Origin of the sequence: Robertmurraya sp. FSL R5-0851, from assembly GCF_038002965.1 — a bacterium.
GTDB lineage: Bacteria > Bacillota > Bacilli > Bacillales > Cytobacillaceae > Robertmurraya_A > Robertmurraya_A beringensis.
The window spans coordinates 270,546-293,162 of record NZ_JBBOOE010000002.1 but is presented as its reverse complement, the minus strand read 5'-3'; the positions used below and the strand labels follow the sequence as shown (position 1 = coordinate 293,162).

The 22,617-nt window shown below is 35.6% G+C and carries 18 protein-coding genes and 4 pseudogenes; 18 read left to right on the top strand and 4 right to left on the bottom strand.

Annotated features, from left to right (window positions below; genetic code table 11):
* The first annotated feature begins 9 nt into the window (after positions 1 to 9).
* The 3 genes and pseudogenes from lpdA (at position 10) to MKX65_RS25685 (ending at position 3,008) form a co-directional block, all read left to right on the top strand.
* Positions 10 to 1,426, top strand: a pseudogene (gene lpdA / locus MKX65_RS25695) (dihydrolipoyl dehydrogenase).
* Between the two features lie 75 nt (positions 1,427 to 1,501).
* Positions 1,502 to 2,284, top strand: coding sequence for a ZIP family metal transporter (locus tag MKX65_RS25690; RefSeq protein WP_160547520.1), 783 nt, complete (start codon positions 1,502 to 1,504; stop codon positions 2,282 to 2,284).
* Between the two features lie 61 nt (positions 2,285 to 2,345).
* Entirely contained in the window at positions 2,346 to 3,008 is a 663-nt protein-coding gene (locus MKX65_RS25685; RefSeq protein WP_160547521.1) for a CadD family cadmium resistance transporter, read from the top strand.
* 88 nt (positions 3,009 to 3,096) lie between these two features.
* On the opposite strand, the gene lspA is transcribed toward MKX65_RS25685, so the two are convergent.
* Positions 3,097 to 3,546: a signal peptidase II gene (lspA, locus tag MKX65_RS25680; RefSeq protein ID WP_160547522.1), complete on the bottom strand. Its 450-nt coding sequence runs from the start codon at positions 3,544 to 3,546 to the stop codon at positions 3,097 to 3,099.
* Positions 3,547 to 3,798: 252 nt separating this feature from the next.
* On the opposite strand from lspA, the gene resB reads away from it, so the two are divergent.
* Both resB and ccsB read left to right on the top strand, forming a co-directional pair.
* A complete protein-coding gene (gene resB, locus MKX65_RS25675; protein ID WP_160547523.1) occupies positions 3,799 to 5,442 on the top strand; it encodes a cytochrome c biogenesis protein ResB in 1,644 nt (547 codons plus the stop codon).
* Between the two features lie 13 nt (positions 5,443 to 5,455).
* Entirely contained in the window at positions 5,456 to 6,631 is a 1,176-nt protein-coding gene (gene ccsB / locus MKX65_RS25670; protein ID WP_340906721.1) for a c-type cytochrome biogenesis protein CcsB, read from the top strand.
* Between the two features lie 143 nt (positions 6,632 to 6,774).
* Here ccsB and MKX65_RS25665 read toward each other — a convergent pair whose 3' ends face one another.
* Both MKX65_RS25665 and MKX65_RS25660 read right to left on the bottom strand, forming a co-directional pair.
* On the bottom strand, positions 6,775 to 7,449 hold the full coding sequence (locus MKX65_RS25665) for a hypothetical protein (RefSeq protein WP_160547524.1): 675 nt from the start codon (positions 7,447 to 7,449) through the stop codon (positions 6,775 to 6,777).
* Positions 7,450 to 7,517: 68 nt separating this feature from the next.
* The gene (locus tag MKX65_RS25660) at positions 7,518 to 8,870 is read right to left on the bottom strand and encodes an alkaline phosphatase (RefSeq protein WP_340906950.1); all 1,353 of its coding nucleotides are present in this window, start codon (positions 8,868 to 8,870) and stop codon (positions 7,518 to 7,520) included.
* Between the two features lie 1,092 nt (positions 8,871 to 9,962).
* Between MKX65_RS25660 and MKX65_RS25655 the strand changes: the two genes are divergently transcribed.
* From MKX65_RS25655 to MKX65_RS25630, 6 genes and pseudogenes are all read left to right on the top strand, one after another.
* Positions 9,963 to 10,331, top strand: a complete 369-nt coding sequence (locus MKX65_RS25655; RefSeq protein ID WP_160547526.1) for a metalloregulator ArsR/SmtB family transcription factor — start codon at positions 9,963 to 9,965, stop codon at positions 10,329 to 10,331.
* Positions 10,324 to 12,459: a heavy metal translocating P-type ATPase gene (locus tag MKX65_RS25650; protein ID WP_340906718.1), complete on the top strand. Its 2,136-nt coding sequence runs from the start codon at positions 10,324 to 10,326 to the stop codon at positions 12,457 to 12,459. Before MKX65_RS25655 ends, MKX65_RS25650 begins: the two co-directional genes overlap by 8 nt.
* Before the next feature lie 279 nt (positions 12,460 to 12,738).
* A pseudogene (locus MKX65_RS25645) lies at positions 12,739 to 13,191 on the top strand (cation diffusion facilitator family transporter); the annotation flags it as partial.
* Between the two features lie 75 nt (positions 13,192 to 13,266).
* A pseudogene (locus MKX65_RS25640) lies at positions 13,267 to 14,828 on the top strand (IS3 family transposase).
* A gap of 165 nt (positions 14,829 to 14,993) precedes the next feature.
* Positions 14,994 to 15,428: pseudogene (locus tag MKX65_RS25635) on the top strand (cation diffusion facilitator family transporter); the annotation flags it as partial.
* A 362-nt stretch (positions 15,429 to 15,790) separates the two neighbouring features.
* Complete coding sequence (locus MKX65_RS25630; RefSeq protein ID WP_340906716.1) at positions 15,791 to 15,913, top strand: hypothetical protein; 123 nt, start codon at positions 15,791 to 15,793, stop codon at positions 15,911 to 15,913.
* Positions 15,914 to 16,116: 203 nt separating this feature from the next.
* Here the strand turns inward: MKX65_RS25630 and MKX65_RS25625 are convergent, their stop codons facing one another.
* On the bottom strand, positions 16,117 to 16,461 hold the full coding sequence (locus MKX65_RS25625) for a winged helix-turn-helix transcriptional regulator (protein ID WP_160547529.1): 345 nt from the start codon (positions 16,459 to 16,461) through the stop codon (positions 16,117 to 16,119).
* 551 nt (positions 16,462 to 17,012) lie between these two features.
* Here MKX65_RS25625 and MKX65_RS25620 point away from each other — a divergent pair.
* The 7 genes from MKX65_RS25620 to MKX65_RS25590 all read left to right on the top strand — a co-directional run bounded on the left by MKX65_RS25620 (position 17,013) and on the right by MKX65_RS25590 (position 22,607).
* Positions 17,013 to 18,275, top strand: coding sequence for an IS110 family transposase (locus MKX65_RS25620; protein WP_160547530.1), 1,263 nt, complete (start codon positions 17,013 to 17,015; stop codon positions 18,273 to 18,275).
* A gap of 537 nt (positions 18,276 to 18,812) precedes the next feature.
* Positions 18,813 to 19,310 carry an arsinothricin resistance N-acetyltransferase ArsN1 family A gene (locus MKX65_RS25615; RefSeq protein ID WP_340906713.1) on the top strand — a complete coding sequence of 166 codons (498 nt, stop codon included), beginning with the start codon at positions 18,813 to 18,815 and terminating at the stop codon, positions 19,308 to 19,310.
* A 13-nt stretch (positions 19,311 to 19,323) separates the two neighbouring features.
* Positions 19,324 to 19,539, top strand: a complete 216-nt coding sequence (locus tag MKX65_RS25610) for a hypothetical protein (protein ID WP_160547531.1) — start codon at positions 19,324 to 19,326, stop codon at positions 19,537 to 19,539.
* Positions 19,540 to 19,585: 46 nt separating this feature from the next.
* Positions 19,586 to 20,035: a MarR family transcriptional regulator gene (locus tag MKX65_RS25605; protein WP_160547532.1), complete on the top strand. Its 450-nt coding sequence runs from the start codon at positions 19,586 to 19,588 to the stop codon at positions 20,033 to 20,035.
* A 49-nt stretch (positions 20,036 to 20,084) separates the two neighbouring features.
* A complete protein-coding gene (locus MKX65_RS25600) occupies positions 20,085 to 21,143 on the top strand; it encodes an NAD(P)-binding domain-containing protein (RefSeq protein WP_160547533.1) in 1,059 nt (352 codons plus the stop codon).
* A gap of 91 nt (positions 21,144 to 21,234) precedes the next feature.
* Complete coding sequence (locus MKX65_RS25595; protein ID WP_340906710.1) at positions 21,235 to 21,408, top strand: hypothetical protein; 174 nt, start codon at positions 21,235 to 21,237, stop codon at positions 21,406 to 21,408.
* Positions 21,372 to 22,607: an NAD(P)-binding domain-containing protein gene (locus tag MKX65_RS25590; RefSeq protein WP_340906707.1), complete on the top strand. Its 1,236-nt coding sequence runs from the start codon at positions 21,372 to 21,374 to the stop codon at positions 22,605 to 22,607. The genes MKX65_RS25595 and MKX65_RS25590 overlap by 37 nt, the downstream gene beginning before the upstream one ends.
* Positions 22,608 to 22,617: the final 10 nt, after the last annotated feature.

Genomic DNA, 22,617 nt, shown 5'->3' with positions numbered 1-22,617 from the left:
GAAGCTGAAATGACTGTAGCTGTTAAAAAAGATGTTGATTTATTAATTATAGGTGCAGGATCTGGAGGATACGTAGCCGCCATACTGCCGCTCAGCTGGGAAAACAAGTAGTTCTAGTGGACAAAGCGGAACTAGGAGGGGTTTGCCTTAACCGTGGATGTATACCATCGAACGCTCTTATTAGTGCATCTGAACGAGTAAAACACATTAAACATGCGAGTGAAATGGGCATAAAAGTTTCTGGTGAAATTAAAGTTGATATGCCGGAAGTAGTGAAGTGGAAAGACGGGATAGTGAACAAGCTGACGAATGGGGTTCGTACCCTGCTAAAAGGCAATGGAGTGGAGGTGATTAGTGGGGAGGCCTATCTCACTGAATCCCATACCGCAAAAGTCAGGATAGATAACGAAGAACATGTATATTCTTACAAAGATTTAATCCTTGCTATAGGGTCCTTACCTACGGAGTTAAAAAGTATGCCATTTGATAAAAAAAGAATCATCTCTTCAACTGAGGCATTAATGCTTCAAGAAGTACCAAAACATTTAGTTGTAGTAGGTGGAGGCTATATCGGTTTGGAGTTGGGTACTGCTTATGCCAAATTCGGGGCTAAAGTGACCATCCTTGAGGGGTCAGACACCATTCTTCCAGGTACAGATCCTTTATTAACTAATGTAGTAAAACGTCATTTAAAGGAATTGGACATCACCGTCATAACTAACGCTTTCGTCCAAGGCGGAGAAAATACTGGTGATGAAGTAAATGTCCATGTTCAATTAAATGGAAAAGAAGAAATATTTAAAGGAGATTATTGCTTAGTTTCTATAGGAAGAAAACCAAATACAGCAAAAGTTGGTTTAGACAATATCGGAGTAGTGTAGATCAACGAGGGTTTATTAAGATAAATGACAAATGTCAAACAAACATCGAACATGTATATGCAATAGGGGATTGTGCCGGTGGTTATCTCCTTGCTCATAAAGCTAGTTACGAAGGGAAGATAGCTGCTGAAGTAATAAGTGGTCAAAATAGTGTAATTGATTTTCGAGCCATGCCTTTTGTTATTTTTAGCGAACCTGAAGTGGCCTATACAGGTTTAACGGAAAAGGAGGCAAAAGAACAAGGATTCGAAACAGTTACTAGTCGCTTTCCATTCCAAGCGAATGGCAGAGCATTATCTGTGTCGGACGCGGATGGCTTTGTACAAGTTGTAGCTGAAAAGAAAACAAAAATGGTGTTGGGGGTACAGATGGTAGGTCCAGAAGTATCATCACTCCTTTCTGAAGCGGTTTTTGCGATTGAGGCAGGGGCAACAGCCGAAGATCTTAGTCTTACCATACATGCTCATCCTACACTGCCTGAGCCACTGATGGAGGCGACAGAGGGTATTATGGGACATGCCATTCACATGTTAAATAAAAAGTAATAGTGAACACGCAGGTTGACCTACATTTTTCATTAGTGCAGGTCTGATCTGTTAAATTTACGGGAGAGGGAATCAATGACCATACTGTTTTACGTTATTGCCGCTGCTTTGGCTAATATCTTGGGTGGCCTTGTGATTTTCCTTAAAATAAATTGGTCTAGGAGAGGCTTAAACGGCTTAATGGCTTTGAGTGCTGGAATACTTTTTACAATTGCTGTTATGGATTTAATACCAGAAGCATTGGAAATTCATGAATCCAGTGCCATATATATTGTTATAGGATTTGGATTGATCTTTTTGTTCCAACAGTTTCTTGCACCCCATTTTCATTTCGGAGAAGAGACTCATACACATTCTCATTCTCAAAGGACAACCCTTAGTGCTTTAGTGGGTATGTTGGTTCACACGTTTTTTGATGGTGTTTCTATTGTTGCCAGTTTCAAATTAGATGAGAGAATACGATTTGTTGTATTAATTGCTGTATTACTAAACAAAATTCCGGATGGTTTGACGATTTCTTCAATTGTATTTGCCAGTTTAAAAAGCAAGAAGAAGGCAATAGGAGCATCATTCTTATTGGGTGTATCAACGATAGCAGGTGCGATAGCTTCCTTGTTTTTAACTCAATTTTTCACTGTTGATAGCAGTATCCTTGCTATCGCTCTTTCCATTACATCAGGTATATTTCTATACATAGTTACAGTTGATTTGTTACCTATTGTAAATGCGATGGGAGATAGACCCATTATTCTCTTCTTTTTTGTTGGAATTTTACTGTATTTTGCTCTTCACTTGATATTGAACCAGTTATCTTTTCATGTGCACTATCCAGAACATATTTTGTTTATTCAATTTTAAAAAATGTAAATTATATTGCATGTACTAATATTTTATTGAAATCATAGTGGAGTTGATAAAAATGGCAATAGTCGTTATATCTGCAATTGGTGCTTTCATAGTAACCAATATTGATGACATTTTTGTTTTAATGCTTCTGTTCTCTCAGGCAAATGCACAGGCTAAAGCAAATGACAGTAGGAAGGTTAACATGCACACAAAAACTAAACTAATCTACCCTAGAGATATAGTCATTGGTCAATATTTAGGTTTTGCCTTATTAGTTTTGGTTAGTCTGTTAGGTAATTTCGGTCTTATGATAATACCTGAGCAATGGGTTGGTTTACTTGGTTTAATTCCAATCTATCTAGGAATTAAACTTTTTATTATGGGTGAAGATGAGGATGAAGGAGCAATCCTATCTAGTTTGAATTCTGGAAAATTTAATAAATTATTCTTGAGTGTCGCTTTTATTACATTTGCTAATGGTGGGGATAACATTGGAATCTATGTACCTTACTTTTCTACTCTAAATTCAAGTGAATTGTGGATCACTGTTGTTATCTTTTTCATAATGGTGGCAGTCTGGTGTTTCATAGGTAATCGATTGGCAGCTTTCAGACATGTATCTGAAGTATTAGAAAAATTCGGAAGATGGATTATCCCTATTGTATTTATTGGATTAGGTATATATATCATGGTTGAGAATGAAACTTTAAATGCCATTTTGAATTTGGTCAAGTAGGCTAGTTTATTCAAAAAAGTCCCTTTGGAGATTCCAAAGGGACTTTAAATTTTTGAAAAAGATTATTGAGTTTATTTAGTGGTTGGGTCTAATTGGATTGATTTCTCTCCGTTTTTGCTTCTCTAAAAGTACCTATTAGTAATAAGAATACCCCACTAATAAGGAAGACATCTGCTGTGTTGAAAATGGGGTAATTTATAAATCGGATATCAAACATATCAGTTACTTCTCCGAAGATTAATCGATCTGTTACATTGCCAGCGGCACCACCAATAAAAAAACCAATGGCTAATCGTGTTAGTTTATCCGTTACTTTTCGGGAATAAAAGATCATTGCAATAATGGCAATAAAAGCTATGCTGATTAGAAAGAATTTTTGTCCCGAAAAAATTCCCCATGCAGCTCCTGGATTACGATGGGAGGTTAGATGGAAAAAGTTATTAATAATAGGAATGGTTTCACCATATTCCATAAAGTTTCTGGTCATATATTTAGCAAGTTGGTCAATTGCTAGTGTGATAAGAGCAATCCAGTACAAGATTTTTCACCTCAACATTATAATATAGAGTTCCTATTATTTACCCCCTCGCATAATATCTTTAAAACATTCAAATAATTATTTGAGTATTTTGTGTTTCTAGATTAAAATTAATAGGGAATTATGTCAAGATTCAAATAAAAAAAGGGGGAGTTTTAATAAATATGTTTTCACAAGTAATTCCTGTTTAATCTTTGTCACTCTACCATTCTATATTATAAAAATAATTAATATTGGTTAGGCGCTTTTAGAATGGAACTTGTCAAATGTGAATGTGGTTATTCCATTCCATATGGAACGGTTCTTTGTGAATCTTGTGGACGAACTATCAGTGATAACAGAGGAGAAGGTTCAAATACTCTACTGGATATGAGATATGATGGAGGTGCCAGACGCTCACAAACGTATAAAAAATCAATTATTGATAAAATTTGGAACTTTTTTCCATCCGTTAAAGTGGGAGTTTGGATAATTGTTCTTCTTTTAATTGCATCTGCAATTGGAACAATTTTCCCTCAAGAGATGTATATTCCTCCAACCGTTGTTCCACAAGAGTTCTATAAGGAAAAATATGGATTTCTTGGTCAAATGTATTTTGAATTAGGTTTTCACAATCTTTATGGTTCATGGTGGTATTTTTTATTAATTGCAGCTCTCGGTATATCACTTGTTATTGCAAGTTTAGACCGGTTTATTCCACTATATCGGGCTTTGAAAAAACAAGGGATTACACGGCATGAAAGTTTCATGCGCAGACAGCGCCTTTTAAGTGAAACCATTGTGACAGAGAACATTAATGAGCAATTGACGTTGCTAAAATCTAAATTAAAAGGAAAACGTTATAATGTATCGGAGGAAAATGGTAATATTTTAGCTGAAAAAAATCGATTTTCAAGATGGGGACCTTATGTAAATCATGTCGGCCTTATTATCTTCCTTATGGGTGGGATGTTGAGATTTGTTCCAGGAATGTACATAGACGAAATGCTTTGGATTCGTGACGGTGAAACAAGTGTTATCCCAGGGACAGATGGGAAATATTATTTAAGCAGTGATAAGTTCATTATTGATACTTATCAAAAAGAACAAGAGGATGAAGTTTTTGGAAATACTCTTACAAGAGTTGGAGATGGAAATGTAGTAAAAAACTTCCAAACAAATGTGACTTTGTATGAACGAAAAGGGGAAATTGTTCATGGATCGAAGCCCGAATTAAAAAAGGTGAAGAATGAACAAATAAGAGTAAATTATCCCTTAAAATACGATTCATATGCTCTTTACCAGACTTCTTATAAATTAAATGAATTGAATAAGTTTACTTTTAGTTTAATAGACAAAGAGACAGAAGAAAGTTTTGGTAAGATTACTGTAGATTTGCTGGATCCAAAGAAGGAGTATGATTTAGGCGATGGGTATAAAGTCGAAATAGTTACTTATTTTCCAAACTTCTATTTCAATAACGAAGGTGAACCTGATACAAAAAGCCGAGTTCCCGACAACCCAGCATTTGTTTTTAATATGATATCTCCTGCAAAACCAGAAGGCGAAAAAAGCTTTGTTGCCATCCAACAAACGCTCGACCCAGTGGAAGACAATCAATTAAAACTAAAATTTGAAGGCCTTGAAACGAAAAACCTTTCGGCTTTGACAGTTCGGAAAGACCATACTCTATGGTTTCTTGGTGTAGGGGGAGCTATTTTCATGATTGGAGTTATTCAAGGAATGTACTGGAATCATAGACGAATATGGATTAGAAGAGTCGGTGACAGCTTATTAATTGCAGCACATACAAATAAAAATTGGTATGGAATGCGAAACGAAATAAACGGTATTTTAAAAGAATCCAGCATTAATAAACTATCCGACCAATCAAACGAAACTACTAAAAATAAATAGAGGAGGAATAAATGTGGTAGCTTTAAGTAGTAATTTACTATATACAGCATTCTTACTTTATCTAGTTGCAACATTTTTATTTGGTGGAGCCATTCGAGATAAAAGAAAGCTATACGAAAAACCGAGCAAATGGGCGACAGTCGCAATAATTGTCACCATCCTAGCTTTTGTTTCACATTTGGGTTATTTTATTACACGATGGGTTGCATCTGGACAAGCGCCTGTTAGTAATATGTTCGAGTTTATAACTGCTTTTAGCATGATGATGGTTCTTTCATTCATTATACTTTATTTTATTTACAAGGTAGCTATACTCGGTTTGTTTACTTTACCAATTACATTGTTGATTATTGCTTATGGGAGCATGTTTCCAACAGATATTGCTCCATTAATACCCGCTCTACAAAGTGATTGGCTCGCTATCCATGTAACAACAACGGCACTAGGATCAGCTATTTTAGCGAGTAGTTTTATTGCAGGTGTAATTTATCTAATTCGTTCTGTTGATCAGACAAAAAGCTCAAAAGGGAATTTTTGGCTAGAGGTGGTCTTGTACACGATTGTGGCGACGCTTGCATTTGTGGTAATTACAAGTATATTTAGAGGAATAGGGTATGAGGCGGTCTATAAGTGGGTTGATAAAAATGATCAGGTGGTTGAATTGACGTATAATTTACCTTCAATTATAGGGCCAAATCAAGGAGAATTACTTACAAAAGGTAAAATGGAAGCTCTTGTTGAGGTACCAGCAATCGTCGCAGCAGGTAAATTAAACACGGTGGTTTGGTCTGCTGTTACAGGTTTAATTCTATATGGAATTCTTAGATTTATTTTTAAAAAGAGAATTGCTGCAGTTCTTCAGCCATTAACAAAAAATATCAAACTTGATTTGGTCGATGAAATTGGATACAGGTCAGTTGCAATCGGTTTCCCAATATTTACTTTAGGGGCTCTTATTTTTGCAATGATTTGGGCGCAAATAGCCTGGACTCGTTTCTGGGGATGGGATCCTAAAGAGGTATGGGCCTTAATTACGTGGTTATTTTATGCTGCCTATTTACACCTCCGTCTATCGAAAGGATGGCATGGTGAGAAATCAGCTTGGCTTGGAGTAATAGGTTTTGGTATTATTATTTTCAATCTAATATTCGTTAATCTAATTATTGCTGGTCTACATTCATATGCCTAAAAAAAATTTAATCACTGAGAAAAAAGAACTTAGGTTTCAAAATTTATTTTGAAGCCTAAGTTCCTTTTTCAATAAAAATATGGAAAAAGATATAATAGAAAATTATATATTAGTTCTAGGTTGGAATTGAACATAAGAAGATACTAAAATTCAATTTGGATCTTTCCAGCATCAGTTATTTTTTTATCTGTTTGATTAAAAACATCGCTTGTTGTAATCTCTATCGAGTCAATGTCTGATTCTTCTAAAATAAAACCTATGTTACCCTTTTTCTTTGCATTTGCTTCTATTTGTCCATTTAATTCCTCTAGGTAAATATCATCTTCCCATGTCTTTTTCTCACCTGAATTGGTGTTTATTATTGCAGCAGGTGCAAATTTTAGAGGTTTATTTGACGTGTTTTTTATTTCTACAAATAGTTTAATAAAATCAAACTCTTGAGCTTGAGTATAAGAGTGATAGAAATCAATTAAGCTATAATCTGGTTTAAATTGGAGTATCTTTACTTCTCTTATAGTTAATTCGATTTGACCTATAAGAAAAGTATTAGTTTCATTATTTATTGCCTTTAATATTCCCTCACCTTTATGATCTTTAAACGATTGCCCTATCTCTAGTATAGTCCTGTCATCTATCACTTGAGGACTAACAATATAATCTTGATAGTAACTTGGTATTCCATTGTTAGAATTTGTTGAATTTGATTTTATATCTTGATTTCTCTCTGTTGTAACAGATTTATTAGTAGTATTACTATTATTGGAGCAACCTATTAATATAATAGATAATATTAAACATAGAAATATTGCTTTTTTCATTTTAACTCCCCTATGTTAAAAAGAATGTCCATTGTAGATTACAATGGACATTCTTTTATTTTTTCAAGTTATTTATCGTTAATGTTAATTTTAGATTTCAATAAATCAAAGATAATTTTTGCGTGGTCAGTATTGTCAATACTGCCAACAAATTTATCACTTGATGGACCGAAGGCATATACTGGGACGTCTTCACCGGTATGTCCACCAGTTGTCCAGCCAGTCTTAGAACGTTCATTAAAAATATTTTCAATGGCATTGTCTATATTTGTGAAGTTTTTAGTTACAGCTGCATCTTTAACAGTTTGAATTTCTTTATTAGATAAGTCAAGACTAATGAATTGTTTTAAAGTTTCCTCCACGTTTTCGCCATTTAAAATTTGATTAGCCATAAAATCTGGAGTGCGTTTTGCTGATTTGATTGGCTCACCAAACCAGTTATAATTTCCGTTAGCCCCTATAGAAAAGCCACCTGTAGAGTGGTCTGCTGTGGCAATAACTAATGTATTCTTATCCTTTTTAGCGAATTCAATTCCTGCTTTGAATGCTTTCTCAAAATCCTCCATCTCACTCATAGCCCCAACGATATCGTTATCATGACCGGCCCAATCAACTTGGCTTCCTTCAACCATATGGAAGAAACCATCTTTATCCTTTTGTAAGCGATCAATTGCGGTTTTTGTCATTTCCTCTAAGGAAGGAGTATCATTTTCACGGTCTATCGCTTTAGGCATACCTGTTGGTGCAAACAAGCCAAGAACTTGCTCATCTTTATTATTCAGTAAATCATTTCGATTTGTTACGTAACTATAATCATCTTTTTGAAATTCTTCTACTAGGTTACGGTCCTGTCGTACAAATAGGTCAGTTCCTCCACCGAGCATAACATCTAATTTATGTTTTCCATTGATTAACTCTTCATAATAATCATCAGCTATACTATTCATATTTTTACGGCTACTATCGTGAGACCCGTAAGAAGCAGGGGTAGCATGTGTAATTTCAGAAGTAGCGACAATGCCAGTTGATTTGCCTTTCTCTTTAGCTGCTTCTAGTACGGTTTTTACTTCAGTTTCATCATTATCTACAGCAATTGTATTGTTGTATGTTTTAATTCCAGCTGATATGGCTGTTGCAGCAGAAGCTGAATCTGTAACATTTTGTGATGGATCTTCCGGATATGTCATTTGCTGTCCGACTAGATATTGATCAAAGGCTGTTTTTTCTGTAATTTTTGTAGTTGGATCATCCTTAAGATAACGGTATGCTGAAGTATAAGATGTACCCATTCCATCCCCTATTAAAAAGATAACATTTTTTACTTTACCGGTATTTTGGCTATTATCTTTGGCTTCAACTGAGGAGAAAGATCCTGTAAAACTAGTAAGAGCTAAGGAAGTAACAATTGCAAAAGGTATAATTTTCTTTTTTAAATTCTTTTTTCCTCCTAATTTGGTTTACATGTAATATAATATTTTAGTAGTTTTAAGTGCTTGTTAACGTAGGGTGTTTATATTGTAAATATATAGATAACAAAAATGTTTATTCCTTTCTCCTGAATTTAGTTCTATAATACTAGGGTGTTCGGTGTTTTCTTAATAGTGTAGTTTAATATTTTTTTTGGATAGTTCAATGGTATCTCATAGAGAATATAATTAACACAAATGGCATTTACATTTTATTTACAAATTTAATCTCTTGTTTACAATCAACGCATTTATTCGACAAACTTTGTTAACAACAAAGATGATTTCCATTGCAATTGACAATTGGATTAACGTATTACATTAACGTATTACATAAGGAAGAATTTTAAAGAAATGAGTCATTATTTCTTTAAAGTGTTTTATAATGAGTAAATAGATACAATGCAATCGTTCTCAAATTCCCATCTTATTATCTTAAAAAAATCTATCATCTTCTATATAAGATATATGTTGTTCATAGAAATATTTTAGTTAATTTTTAAAGGATTTTTTCAGAGAAATTAGAATTTAAGAATTGGACTGCATAAAATATATGTCAACAAAAATAGCTAATATCTTCTATGATAACCAACAATTACTTGTTGTAAGTCCAGTGAGTTTGTTTGCTTATATACTTAAATTTTATCCGTTCAAGATAATGCAATGAAATAGAGGGTATTTTATATAAAATGGCCCCTATAAAAATTAGAGAAAAATAAAATGTCTGGATTAATCACTTATTAGTTGAGGGAGTTTTTTTATAAGGGATATTAGAGGTAGAAATTACAACCCTTTTAGCAAGACTAAATTGGTGACAAGAACCTTGTTTTTAGTAAGGTGTTGGAGGTGTTTCTCTCAACTAAACACTATGTATGTTAATGATGTGGATACTATGTGCAAGACGGAAATATATGTAGCAACAATTGATAATTAATTATAATCATTTAAAGATAAAATATCATAAATTACTCCCAATAGTAATTGACCATTAAACTTTAATTACATATACTGATAATCAAACGAACATTTGAATAAAGGGGTGAATTTATGAAAGAAGAAGATATCTGTGAAATATCCTGTGTGGACGAAGAAAAGGTAAAAAAAGGTAAAGAGTCAATTTCTGCAGTAGATACCCTTACTGTTGCACAAATATTTAAGGCCCTTTCAGATGACACTAGAATTAAAATTGCTTACTCTTTAAGTGAGGAAGATGAACTTTGTGTTTGTGATGTAGCTAATATCGTCGGTTGTACCACGGCAACGGCATCCCATCACTTAAGACTTCTTAGAAACTTAGGGTTAGCTAAATACCGTAAGGAGGGTAAATTAGTTTTTTACTCTCTTGATGATGATCATGTAAAACAACTTATAATGATTGCAATTATGCATCAAAAGGAGATAAAAACTCATGGGTGAAGCAGTTGAACAAACAAGTAAAAAGGCAGTATATCGAGTCCAAGGATTCTCCTGAGCTGGCTGTGCGACAAAGTTCGAAAAGAACGTAAAACACCTGGATGGTGTTTCTGATGCGATTGTAAATTTTGGTGCTTCCAAAGTAACGGTATACGGTGACACAACGATCGAAGAATTAGAAAAAGCAGGCGCTTTTGAGAATATAAAAGTAATACCTGAAAATGAACGTTTTGATGAAAAGAAAGAACCCTTTTTCCAAAAACACGCCACTGTAATTATGTCTCTAATTTTTCTATTAATGGGTTGGTTTTCAGGTAACCAGTATGGAGAAGAAAGCTTACCTTCTATTATAGCTTATGGTGCTTCCATTCTAGTGGGTGGCTATAGATTATTTACAACTGGATTAAAAAATTTATTACGTCTCCAATTTGATATGAAGACACTCATGACTATTGCGGTGATAGGTGCTGCGATTATTGGAGAATGGGGTGAAGGAGCGACAGTGGTTATCCTGTTTGCTATCAGTGAAGCCTTAGAAACTTACTCCATGGACAAAGCACGTCAATCTATACGCTCTTTAATGGATATTGCTCCACGAGAAGCCCTCATAAGAAGAGGGTCAAAAGAACTTATGGTAGCAGTAGAGGATATTCAAATTGGCGATATTATGGTAGTCAAACCAGGGCAGAAGATTGCAATGGATGGTGTGGTTGTAAAAGGGTTATCTTCTGTTAATCAGTCGGCTATTACGGGTGAATCTGTTCCAGTATCCAAAGGTGAAAATGATGAAGTGTTTGCAGGAACTTTAAATGAGGAAGGGTTACTCGAAGTTAAAGTAACTAAGCATGTGGATGATACCACAATTTCAAAAATCATCCATTTGGTTGAAGAAGCACAAGCAGAACGTGCTCCATCTCAAGCATTTGTGGATCGGTTCGCTAAATACTATACCCCAGTAATCATGCTCATTGCTTTAGGAGTGGCTGTCATTCCGCCTTTATTTTTCAGTACAGATTGGAATACATGGATTTATCAGGGACTAGCCGTTTTAGTTGTGGGTTGTCCATGTGCTTTAGTTATTTCCACCCCTGTCTCCATTGTCACAGCGATTGGTAATGCAGCTAGAAATGGGGTTCTTATTAAAGGTGGGATTCACTTAGAAGAATTGGGTGCGATTAAAGCAATAGCCTTTGATAAAACAGGAACGTTAACCAAGGGAGTTCCTGTTGTAACAGATTATCTTCCACAACAAGATGTAGATGATCATGAACACCTTACCATAGTTGCTGCGTTAGAAAATGGTTCTCAACATCCGTTAGCTTCAGCCATCATGAAAAGAGCTGAACAAATGATTTTACCTTATCAAAGTACGACAGTTGATGATTTTACTTCAATCACCGGTAAAGGAATTAAAGGTACTGTAGATAACCAATCCTATTATGTTGGTAGCCCTAGCTTATTTGAAGAGCTTTTAGCTGGTGGGATTCCTAATGACCTTAAGACTTTAATTACTGAATTACAAAATCAAGGTAAAACAGTCATGGTGTCTGGCACATCTAAACACATTATGGCACTTATCGCTGTAGCTGACGTGGTAAGGGAAAATAGTAAAGCTGTTATTAACAAGTTACACTCACTAGGTGTACAAAAAACGATTATGCTGACAGGTGATAACCTAGGAACCGCTAAAGCGATAGGGGCTCAAGTTGGGGTTTCTGACGTAAAGGCAGAGTTACTTCCACAAGATAAGTTAGCCTTTATTAAAGAATTAAGGGCTAAGTGTGATCGTGTTGCTATGGTGGGGGACGGTGTAAACGATGCGCCGGCTCTAGCAGCTTCTACAGTAGGGATTGCCATGGGAGGTGCAGGAACAGATACAGCACTGGAAACGGCAGATATTGCTCTCATGGCAGACGATCTGGGTAAATTACCTTTTTCCTTAAAACTCAGTAGAAAAGCTTTAATGATTATTAAGCAGAATATTACTTTTTCGTTAGGAATCAAGCTAATTGCTTTGTTACTTGTTATTCCTGGCTGGTTAACCCTATGGATTGCTATATTTGCAGACATGGGTGCTACCTTACTTGTTACTTTAAATAGCCTGAGACTACTTAAGATAAGGGATAAATAATAACAAAGGCTTCTCATCAAATATTATAACCTAAACTGAGAGGACACATATCTTTTATAAAACCGTAGAGTATTTCTACGGTTTTTTTATTTTAGAAAAATAAAGTAAGCTACTTTTTTAGAAGAATAGGAAAGTTAAATATTTAATGTATCTATTAGTTTTTACCTAGCGAAACATATTTCTCTCCAGGTTAGATTTGTTTATCGAACAAAAAAGGTTGCTGTAGACCCACGGCATTTTGTTTTGGTAATATAAATTGGCTTGGTAAGGGAGGTATTTTTGTTAGAGAAAGAAAAATATAAAGACCTCAAACGTGGGGAATTTGGAGCAATTATTACTATTATTACTTATATTTTCTTATCAATAGTTAAAGTAGTAGTTGGCCTATGGTCTGGATCAGAAGCTTTAAGGGCAGATGGTCTTAATAATGGTACTGATATTGTCGCTTCTATAGCCGTTTTAATTGGGCTAAAATTTGCACAGAAGCCAGCAGATAAGAATCATCCGTACGGACATTGGAAAGCAGAAACAGTTGCTTCTATGGTAGCATCATTTATTATGGCTGCGGTGGGATTGAATGTTGTTTTTGAGGCTATTAATAAGTTTGTTATAGGTAGTCATGAGTCCCTCAATTTAGTCTCTGCATGGGTTGGTTTATTCTCTGCGATTGTTATGTATTTTGTTTATCGATACAACATTAATTTAGCAAGAGAAATAAAAAGTCAGTCTGTTAGGCCCCCTCTGTTAGGATAGATGTCGTAGGGAACTTTAGTGTATAGTTTAAATCATACACGGAGGTTGATCGACATGAAAAGTAATAATGGTAAACGTTATACAAAGGAAGAGAAAGCATCAATTATTAAGAGAATGATGCCCCCCACTAATGAATCGGTTGGCCAATTAAGTGAAGAGTTGGGCATTACTGAACCCACGCTTTACAAGTGGAGAAAAGAGGCTAGATCATCTGGAAACCCCACACCCGGAGATGGACAAAGTTCTGAACACTGGAGCAGTGAAGATAAGTTTCTCATAGTTATGGAAACATACTCAATGAATGGTGCGGAGCTAGCGGAGTATTGTCGAAAAAAGGGACTTTATAAAGAACAGATTGACGCATGGCGAGATTCATGCCTTAATGCAAATGGGCGAGAATCTAGTCAAACAAAGCAGTTAAATCAAGAATTAAAAGAGGAGAAAAAGCGAGGAAAGGCATTAGAGAAAGATTTGCGTAAAAAAGAAAAAGCATTGGCAGAAGCTGCAGCCTTATTACTATTAAGAAAAAAGGCCCAAGCGATCTGGGGGGACCAAGAGGACGAATGATCAGCCCGTCAGATCGCGCACTAGCAGTAGAACTCATCCAAGAAGCAAACCAAAATGGTGCGCGATTAGCCCCGGCGTGTAAAGAATTGAACATTAGCGTTCGCACCTATGAACGCTGGATTTCAGAAGGTGGAATCAAGGAGGATCAACGCCCTATTGCGTTACGTCCAGAGCCAAAAAATAAATTAACGATAGAGGAAAAACAAGAGATACTGGAGGTTGTTAAAAAAGAGGAATTTGTAGACCTACCGCCTACTCAAATCGTGCCAAAATTAGCAGATCAATGCATTTATATCGCCTCCGAATCTAGCTTTTATAGAGTTCTTCGTGAGCATAAAATGCAAAATCATCGGGGAAGAAGCAAAAAGCCCGAGGGTAGATTACCAGAAAGTCATTTAGCAGTAGCCCCAAACCAGGTATGGACATGGGATATAACGTGGTTAAAAGGGCCGGTGAAAGGCTTGTTTTATCGACTCTACTTAATTATCGATATTTTTAGTAGAAAAATCGTAGGTTGGGAGATTTGGGAGTCAGAGGAGGCAAAACACGCTGAAGATTTAATGAAGAAGACGATTATTAGTGAAAAAATCCAAGGTAAACCACTCGTTTTACATTCCGATAATGGCAGTCCCATGAAAGCCGCAACATTTCAGGTATTACTTGAAAAATTAGGGATCCAAAGCTCTTATTCAAGACCAAGAGTAAGTAATGACAATCCCTATTCTGAAGCAATGTTTCGGACTCTGAAATATCGACCTGAATTCCCGTACAGAGGCTTTGAAACACTTGAGGCTGCACGTGAATGGGCATTAAGATTTGTGAATTGGTATAACTGTATACATTTACACAGTGGTATAAATTTTGTGACGCCAGAACAATGCCATACAGGTGCGCATATTGGGATACTGAAAAAGCGCAAAGAAGTTTATGAACTAGCGAAACAAAAGCATCCAGAACGTTGGACGCGCTCAACTAGAGACTGGAGTGCACATGATTCAGTGGCTTTAAACCCAATAAAGGACAAGATAGAAAAGGATGGAACAAAATAGCCCCACTGCGACTGAGCTTGAACTACCCATTCCCTTCTCATCAAAGAACAGAATGAATTCTGTTCTTTGATGAGAAGACCACCAAGCAAAGCGCGGTAGTTACCCTTACGTTCTTACACTAGTAAACAAGTTAAATGCGACAACTATCTTGACAAACACCGTAGGGCAGCTGCAAAAGATAACTTATCAGATGCTTTAGTAAGTATAGGAACTGTAATAGGAATTCTGGGAGCACAATTAAATCTTCCATGGTTAGATCCTTTAACTGCTGTTCTAGTAGGTTTAATAATATGTAAAACAGCATGGGAGATCTTTAGAGAGTCTTCTCATCACTTAACTGATGGATTTGATGACGAGGATATAATGATCTACAAAGAAACTATCCTTAAGACTGATGGAGTGAAAGAAGTTAAAGACATAAAGGCAAGAAATTACGGAAATAATCAAGTAGTTGATGCTGTAATACTAGTACACTCAGAACTAAGTTTACAGGAAGCCCATCATATCTCCACTAAGGTCGAAAGTGAGCTTAAGATAAAACATGAAGTATATAATGTGCATGTCCATGTTGAACCACTAGAATTAGAAACAGTAGTCTAATATATAAGTGGGAAGTGTTATTTTTAAAGGATAATCTACTTTTTTCATTTGTATGTTACTGTATAAAGTGGTCTTAAATATTATTAGCCTAATAAAAGTAGTGTTTAGTGATCCCTTTTTATTAAGGGATTTTTTGGTTGCATTTTCTATCCACGAGGAATACATTCCTGGATACTGATTTGTTAATACTTAATGAAAAAAGGATCACCCCAAAATATAACTTTCTTCCCTTTTAGTACGGATTATGCTTTTAGAAAAACTTTCTGGCTCTCATGAGAATAATAGGCATATGTCTTTAACGCTTATAGAGTATTTACATAATCTAAGATTGTCACTAATACTGGAAGGAGAAGATATAATGAATGAAAATAAACGTCTATATGGTGGATTTACGGCTACAATATGGACAGTATGAAATTAAGGATCCTGGATCAATTAGCTGTATTCTAGTTCATGAAACAGATGTTCAAAAGGTAACCCAATAATAAAGTCCACTTTCTTAGGAGGTGGCGCTTCTTAACTTAGTTTCTAATAGATTCTACTGATTCTTTAGGATTGAATAACGGAGTCTCGTACCACGTTCAGTTTGTATTATTAGGCAACCAGAAAATATTTCTGGATGACCATTTTTATTTATATATCTTTTTTAACAGTAACCAGGGTAGCGGGTACTTGTTAAAGAAAAGTACTATTTAGTAGAATTGCTACTATTTTCTTTTTCCCATTTCTGGCCCCAATCACGTATTTCTTCAAGGATGCTTTGGAAATCTTGACCTTTGTCAGTTAGGGAATATTCTACGGTAACAGGTACAGTTGGGAGTGCATGTCGGTAAATCATACCACTTTTCTCCAAATGTTTTAAAGTTTTAGTTAAAGACTGGGCGCTAATGGTGTTAATATTGCGTTGAAGTTGATTGAATCGTAATGCACCTTTATTCAAATGACCAATCACCAAAAATGCCCATTTTCCTCCTATGATAGTTAAAAATTCATCAATAACAGAACAGCAATCCTCATCTGAGATTTTGTTCATATCACCCCTCCTTTATATACTCTTGAAAATTGAGTAATCCAATTATTAATAATATCGTCATAACAGTTCGGCTATTTAAAATAGTAGATTTGGTTATTTATGTTGTCAATAAGCTAGAGCTTTATTCCACCTAAACTATTCGTACATCAGTTGTCCTCATGTACTCTTTTAACACTATTTGGTGATTTAAAAGAAAACGCCTCAACCTAATGCAAAGTGACCCCACCAGTGCGATCATATTTTAACTCACCCACCAATTTTTGTAATTGAGTGGCTAATGAGCTATCAGTCTTTTTGCTTCAAAAGCCCAAATTTATCCTTACAAGATATATCCAACCATAGTACCGAGCATTAACTCTATAATAACGTTCTATAAATTACTGAGAATACTGGAGAAAACGTGAGTTTTCACTTTGTTTATTGAGGGAGTTTAGCATTCCTGTAGATAGTTATTTTTGGGCTTTGATAAAAAGAGAGTCCCTCAGTAAGATATTAGTATAGACACCACTCTAACTCAAACCTTAAGGAGGAAGCTCAAATAGAAGTTTAAAATGCAAGACAAACAAAATCAACTAATAGAAAGAATTTCTGATAAACATCTGGTTGTTGGGGTGGATATTGCCCAACAATTCCATGTAGCTAGAGCTGTTAATTACCGAGGTATCGTAGTAGGAGATCCTCTTACTTTTGAAAACAGTGAAGTTGGCTTTTCATTCTTTATGGAGTGGATACAAAGGCTCCAAAAATTAAACCAACTAGATTCAATTATAGTAGGTATGGAACCTACGGGACACTACTGGATAAACCTCTCAAAGTGGCTAATTAAACAGAGTGTGGAGGTTGTAACGGTTAATCCCCACTTAGTAAAAAAGAATAAAGAAAACCGTGATAACACTCAATCAAAAAGCGGTAAAAAGGATGCTTTAGTTATTGCTGATATGGTGAAAAATGGTTATTACTCTTTTGTGCGTCACACATCAGAGTCATTTGAAAAACTAAGGGTTCTAATGTCTAATCGAGATATTGTGGTTAAACGACTAGTAATGTCAATTAATCAATTAAATCGTTGGGTGGATATGGTTTTTCCTGAACTAAGGCAAGTATTTAAGGATATATCGAAAAAAGGTGCTATTGCTACACTTCGTCTATTTCCTTCACCAACTGAACTGCGTTCTTTAAAACCCGAGGACGTTGTTACAGGGTGGAAATCTATTATGAAAAGGCAGCCTGGCCTAAAGAAAGCTCAATTAATAATTAATCTTGCCAAAAAGTCCATCGGGACTGGACAAGCTCTTGATGCTCATAAGTTTCATCTGGAACAATTATTAGAGGAATATGATCTTGCAGTTTGTCAACTCGAAAGAGTTGAACTAGCTGTTAAGGAAGTGTTAAAACAAATACCGTTTGCCAAGAAGTTGCTTACGATAAAGGGTATCAGTGAAATATCATTAGCTGGAATTCTTGGAGAATCAGGGGATTTAAGTGGCTTTTCTCACGGAAACTCACTACTTCGACATGCAGTCTTACACCTATCTGAAGCAAGTTCAGGTAAGTGGAGAGGGCAAATTATCATATCTAAACGGGGAAGGTCTAGATTACGAAGGTTTCTTTTCTTAGCTACAATGAGTTTAGTAGCGAATAACCCCGAATTTAAAGCAATTCATGCCAACAATGTGAATATGAAAAAAATGAAAAAGATGAAGTCCATTTTGAAATTAGTAGGTAAGCTTGCACGTATATTTGTCGGAATTGCACGTCGGAATGAGACATATTGTCCTGGTAAAGTTCACATTTTACTCGATCAAGCTGCTTAAAAATATTATGAAGTAGACGGATTTGTTCTCGAAGAGAACTTTATAGAATTACTATTATATACGAATGTTGGCTTATTTGCAGGATGAAAATATGTACGGAGTACCAGGTTTATTCAACAAAAGGGCACTGACCCATTAGTTTAGCACAACTGGCCTCCACCCCTTGGATAGGCGTAACGAAGGAATGATAGGGCATATGACCCGTTGAGACATGGGAGGGAAAGCCGCCAGGGGCCGCGTGGAGATGTACATTATATGGTAGAATATGGAGTTGAATGGAACTCCTCTATTTAAACATGTCTTCATGAAGCCTAAGCGTCTTATTTCACTCCATCTTTTTGCATATACAATCTTAAGGGTTATGAAATCCTGCGAATAAGCGAGCATTCGTGAGAAAATCGTATTAAACTGAGGGAGTTCAATAGGGGAAGTCAAAGAAAGTATTTCCCCTTTATTTATTAAATACTTGCAAAATGCAAGTTAAATGGTTTATATTTAATTTAGTAATAACTTGGTAAATGTTAGGGGGGTAAAATAGTGTTAATTAGGGAAGCAAACATAAAGGATTTAGAACCCATTATGAATATATACAACCAAGGAATTGAAGACAGAATAGCAACTCTAGAATCTGAGACAAAAGATCTTTCTTATATGAAGAACTGGTTTGACCAACACAAGGGCCGTTATAAAATAATTGTCGCCGAACAAGAAGGGCACGTATTAGGTTGGTCATCGATAAATCAGTATAGTGGCCGTTGCGCATATGCAGGTGTTGGTGACTTATCGATCTATATTGCTCGGGATTACAGGGGCAAGGGAGTAGGAAGCCTCTTACTAAAAGAAATTGAGAAAGTGGCAATTGAAAATGGGTTTTATAGGATCGTCCTTTTTACATTTCCTTATAATAAGATCGGGCAGGCTTTGTATAATAAGAATGGATTTCGAGAGGTTGGTACTTTTAAAAATCAGGGAATTCTGGATGGGAAGTTTGTTGATGTTATGGCAATGGAAAAGATGATTGTCCCAACTAATTAAAGGGGGAGAGAATATGACAGTGAATCATTCTAGCGTTCTCTCAATTGATTACTTCGTGTCCTATTTTAAACTAGTCATGTCATCCAGGAATTATGAAATTGAAGAGGCAAAAGAATTTATGATTCAACACTTTTTTAAAGGTAATGTAAAGTTATATGGGGAACAAACATTTCGAAGTTTTAACTCGGCATATTCGGGATTATGTTCAGAAAAGATTAAAGATTTATAGTTGCAATTTGCAATCTATTTTATATAATAGGGATGAGGTGGTAAAATTGGAAAATCTTCGAGAATTGTTTCAAGTGATGACAAGACGTTTTGGACTTTTAAATAAAAATTGTTGTAGTACTGGCGGATATGATATATCCCTCATTCAAAGTCATATCCTTTATGAGATCGACCACCATCATAAACCTTCTATCCAACAAATTGCCGATATACTCGGAACTGATATTACGACATTTAGTCGTCAAATACAATCATTAGTAAAAATGAACTTAGTAAAAAAAACACCTGACCCTGATGATAGAAGGATTAGTATTCTTTCCCTAACAACTGAAGGGAAATTTATTGCAACCACTATTGATCATGAGATGAATTCATATTTAAATGAAGTTTTTTCTCATATGAATGAGTTTGAAAAAGAAACGGTTATACGTTCAATTAAACTTTTAAATGATGCTATGGCTAAATCTAGTGTATGTTGTAGAAATATTTTGGGGTAACTCCCATTTTGTTATAAATTTGCAATTTAAAAGTAAAGTGGAGGCGTATATGGATAAAATTTGGGATGCTATTGTAATTGGTGGAGGTCAGGCAGGTTTAGCATCTGGGTATTATTTAAGAAAAAGTGGTCTTCAATTTTTAATTCTTGAATTGAGTAACTCTGCAGCAGGTTCTTGGCCTAATTATTATGACAGTCTTAGATTGTTTTCACCAGCATACTCGTCATCATTGCCAGGAATGAAATTTCCAGGACAGCGCGATTATTATCCTACCAAATCTGAAGTAATAAGTTACTTGAATGACTATATTCAACATTTCCAACTTCCAGTAGAAGTAAATAAGCAAGTAATATCTGTTGAGAAAAATAATGATATTTTTACGGTTGTTATTAAGACTAGTGAGAGGTATCATTCTAAAACAGTTATTAATGCTACAGGTTCGTTTCGAAATCCGTTTATACCTGTGGTAAAGGGAAGGGAATTATTTAAAGGTCGTATTTTTCATTCCTCTGAGTACCGTAATCCAGACACTTTTATTAACCAAAGAATAATTGTTGTTGGAAGTGGCAATTCTGTTGTCCAAATTGCCATTGAGCTTTCAAAGGTTAGTAAGGTAACTTTAGCAGTAAGAAATCAGGTTCATCTACTAAAACAAAAAGTATTAGGTCAAGACCTTCACTTTTGGCTAAAGATAACTGGATTTGATCATTTCCCTTTTTGGAGATTTGGTAAAACTGCACCCAAATCAAATTCAGTAATTGATCTTGGACAATATAAAGAACATCTTGAAATAGGTAAACCAGACCAACTTCAAATGTTTACTTCATTCTATAGTGACGGAGTCATTTGGCCAGATGGAAGTAAGGAGCCAGTGGATACTGTAATTTTTGCAACTGGATATAGAAATCATCTACCTCACTTAATAGGAATTGGAGCAATTGATTTAAATGGTGACCCCCTTCATGTAGCTGGTGTCAGTACCGCAGTCGAGGGATTGTATTATGTAGGGATAGAAGGTCAACGCTCCTTTGCTTCTGCTACTTTAAGAGGGGTCGGGCCTGATTCGAAGTTTGTCATTCGAAAGTTATTACGTTATTTAAAAACATAGATTCATTAAACAGAGATGTTAGTTGTAAATTGCAATTTTTTGATAACAATTTGAAGATTAGAAACTTATATAAAGGAAAGGGAGTAAATATATGAAAACGAATGTTGAAAAACTACCAATTGCAATCATTGGAACAGGTCCAGTAGGGCTAGCTGCGGCAGCCCACCTTATTTCAAAAGGAGAGCTCACTCTGTTGGTGCAAGTGTACTCGAATGGGGACATGTTAAGATGTTTTCCCCATGGCAATATAACCTTGATAAGGTAGCGAAATCCTTGCTCGAACAAACAGGATGGATTGCGCCTAATCTAAACGCTATTCCTACAGGTTCTGAACTTGTTCAAGACTATTTACTCCCTTTGAGTAATCTTCCTGAAATAAGTAATAATCTACATTTGAATACACAGGTTGTCGGAGTTGTAAGGAAGAGTATTGATAAATTAAAAACTTCGAAGAGACAAGAAGCTTCTATTGAAATTTATGTGGAAAAAGAAGAACAAACCAGTATTTATGAAGTTAGGGCAGTTATTGATGCCTCAGGGACATGGAGAACACCTAATCCAGTTCTATCAAATGGGTTATGGACCAAGGCCGAGAAAAACTTAAAAGGTAAAATAGAATATGGAATCCCTAATGTCCTTGGAGACCATAAAGAGAAATACGCTAACAAGACAGTAATGGTTGTTGGTAGTGGTCATTCAGCTATCAATGCATTACTTGACTTGTCACGTCTCAAAGAAGAATTTACGGAAACAAATATTATCTGGGTATTAAGAAAATCAAATATCTCTCAAGTTTATGGGGGACAAGAGAAGGATGGCTTGCCAGCACGTGGAGAGCTTGGTATCAGAATTCGAAAAATGGTTGAGTCTGGTGCTGTGAAAGTCTTTACTCCATTTCATATTAATACTGTTAAACAAGAAGAGAACCATGTAACAGTAAAAGGTATCTACAATAGTGAAGAAACTATTATAAATAGCATAGATCAATTGATTGTAAGTACTGGTTTTAGACCAGATACTTCGTTCCTAAATGAAGTTCGTATAAATCTAGATCCAGCAGTTGAGAGTGTAGAAGCCTTGGCACCACTCATTGATCCCAACGTTCACAGCTGTGGGACAGTGCGGCCACACGGTGAAGCAGAGCTTAGACAACCAGAAGCAGGGTTATACATTGTTGGTATGAAAAGTTACGGAAGAGCACCGACTTTCCTATTAGCGACAGGATACGAGCAAGTAAGATCGGTTGTAGCTTATCTTACAGGTGACCTTGAGGGGGCAAAGGAAGTTCATCTTGAATTACCTGAAACAGGCGTATGTAGTGTAGGAGTCTCAAGTTGTTGCGATGAACCTGCGATTTCAAACGTAAACACGTGTGATACAGAGAAGAAAGGTCAAGTGCTTGCTACAAGTTCATGTTGTGGACCCATAAAAATTGAAATAGAAAAAACATCTTGTTGTAAGTGAACTAAAGACC

Bases quoted from the DNA above. Each gene is read 5' to 3' on its own strand.
- MKX65_RS25595 (WP_340906710.1), top strand. From the start codon at position 21,235: ATGAAAACGAATGTTGAAAAACTACCAATTGCAATCATTGGAACAGGT.
- resB (WP_160547523.1), top strand. From the start codon at position 3,799: ATGGAACTTGTCAAATGTGAATGTGGTTATTCCATTCCATATGGAACG.
- MKX65_RS25610 (WP_160547531.1), top strand. From the start codon at position 19,324: ATGACAGTGAATCATTCTAGCGTTCTCTCAATTGATTACTTCGTGTCC.
- MKX65_RS25625 (WP_160547529.1), bottom strand. From the start codon at position 16,461: ATGAACAAAATCTCAGATGAGGATTGCTGTTCTGTTATTGATGAATTT.
- MKX65_RS25685 (WP_160547521.1), top strand. From the start codon at position 2,346: ATGGCAATAGTCGTTATATCTGCAATTGGTGCTTTCATAGTAACCAAT.
- MKX65_RS25620 (WP_160547530.1), top strand. From the start codon at position 17,013: ATGCAAGACAAACAAAATCAACTAATAGAAAGAATTTCTGATAAACAT.
- MKX65_RS25690 (WP_160547520.1), top strand. From the start codon at position 1,502: ATGACCATACTGTTTTACGTTATTGCCGCTGCTTTGGCTAATATCTTG.
- MKX65_RS25600 (WP_160547533.1), top strand. From the start codon at position 20,085: ATGGATAAAATTTGGGATGCTATTGTAATTGGTGGAGGTCAGGCAGGT.
- MKX65_RS25590 (WP_340906707.1), top strand. From the start codon at position 21,372: ATGTTTTCCCCATGGCAATATAACCTTGATAAGGTAGCGAAATCCTTG.
- MKX65_RS25665 (WP_160547524.1), bottom strand. From the start codon at position 7,449: ATGAAAAAAGCAATATTTCTATGTTTAATATTATCTATTATATTAATA.
- MKX65_RS25655 (WP_160547526.1), top strand. From the start codon at position 9,963: ATGAAAGAAGAAGATATCTGTGAAATATCCTGTGTGGACGAAGAAAAG.
- MKX65_RS25630 (WP_340906716.1), top strand. From the start codon at position 15,791: ATGAAAATAAACGTCTATATGGTGGATTTACGGCTACAATATGGACAG.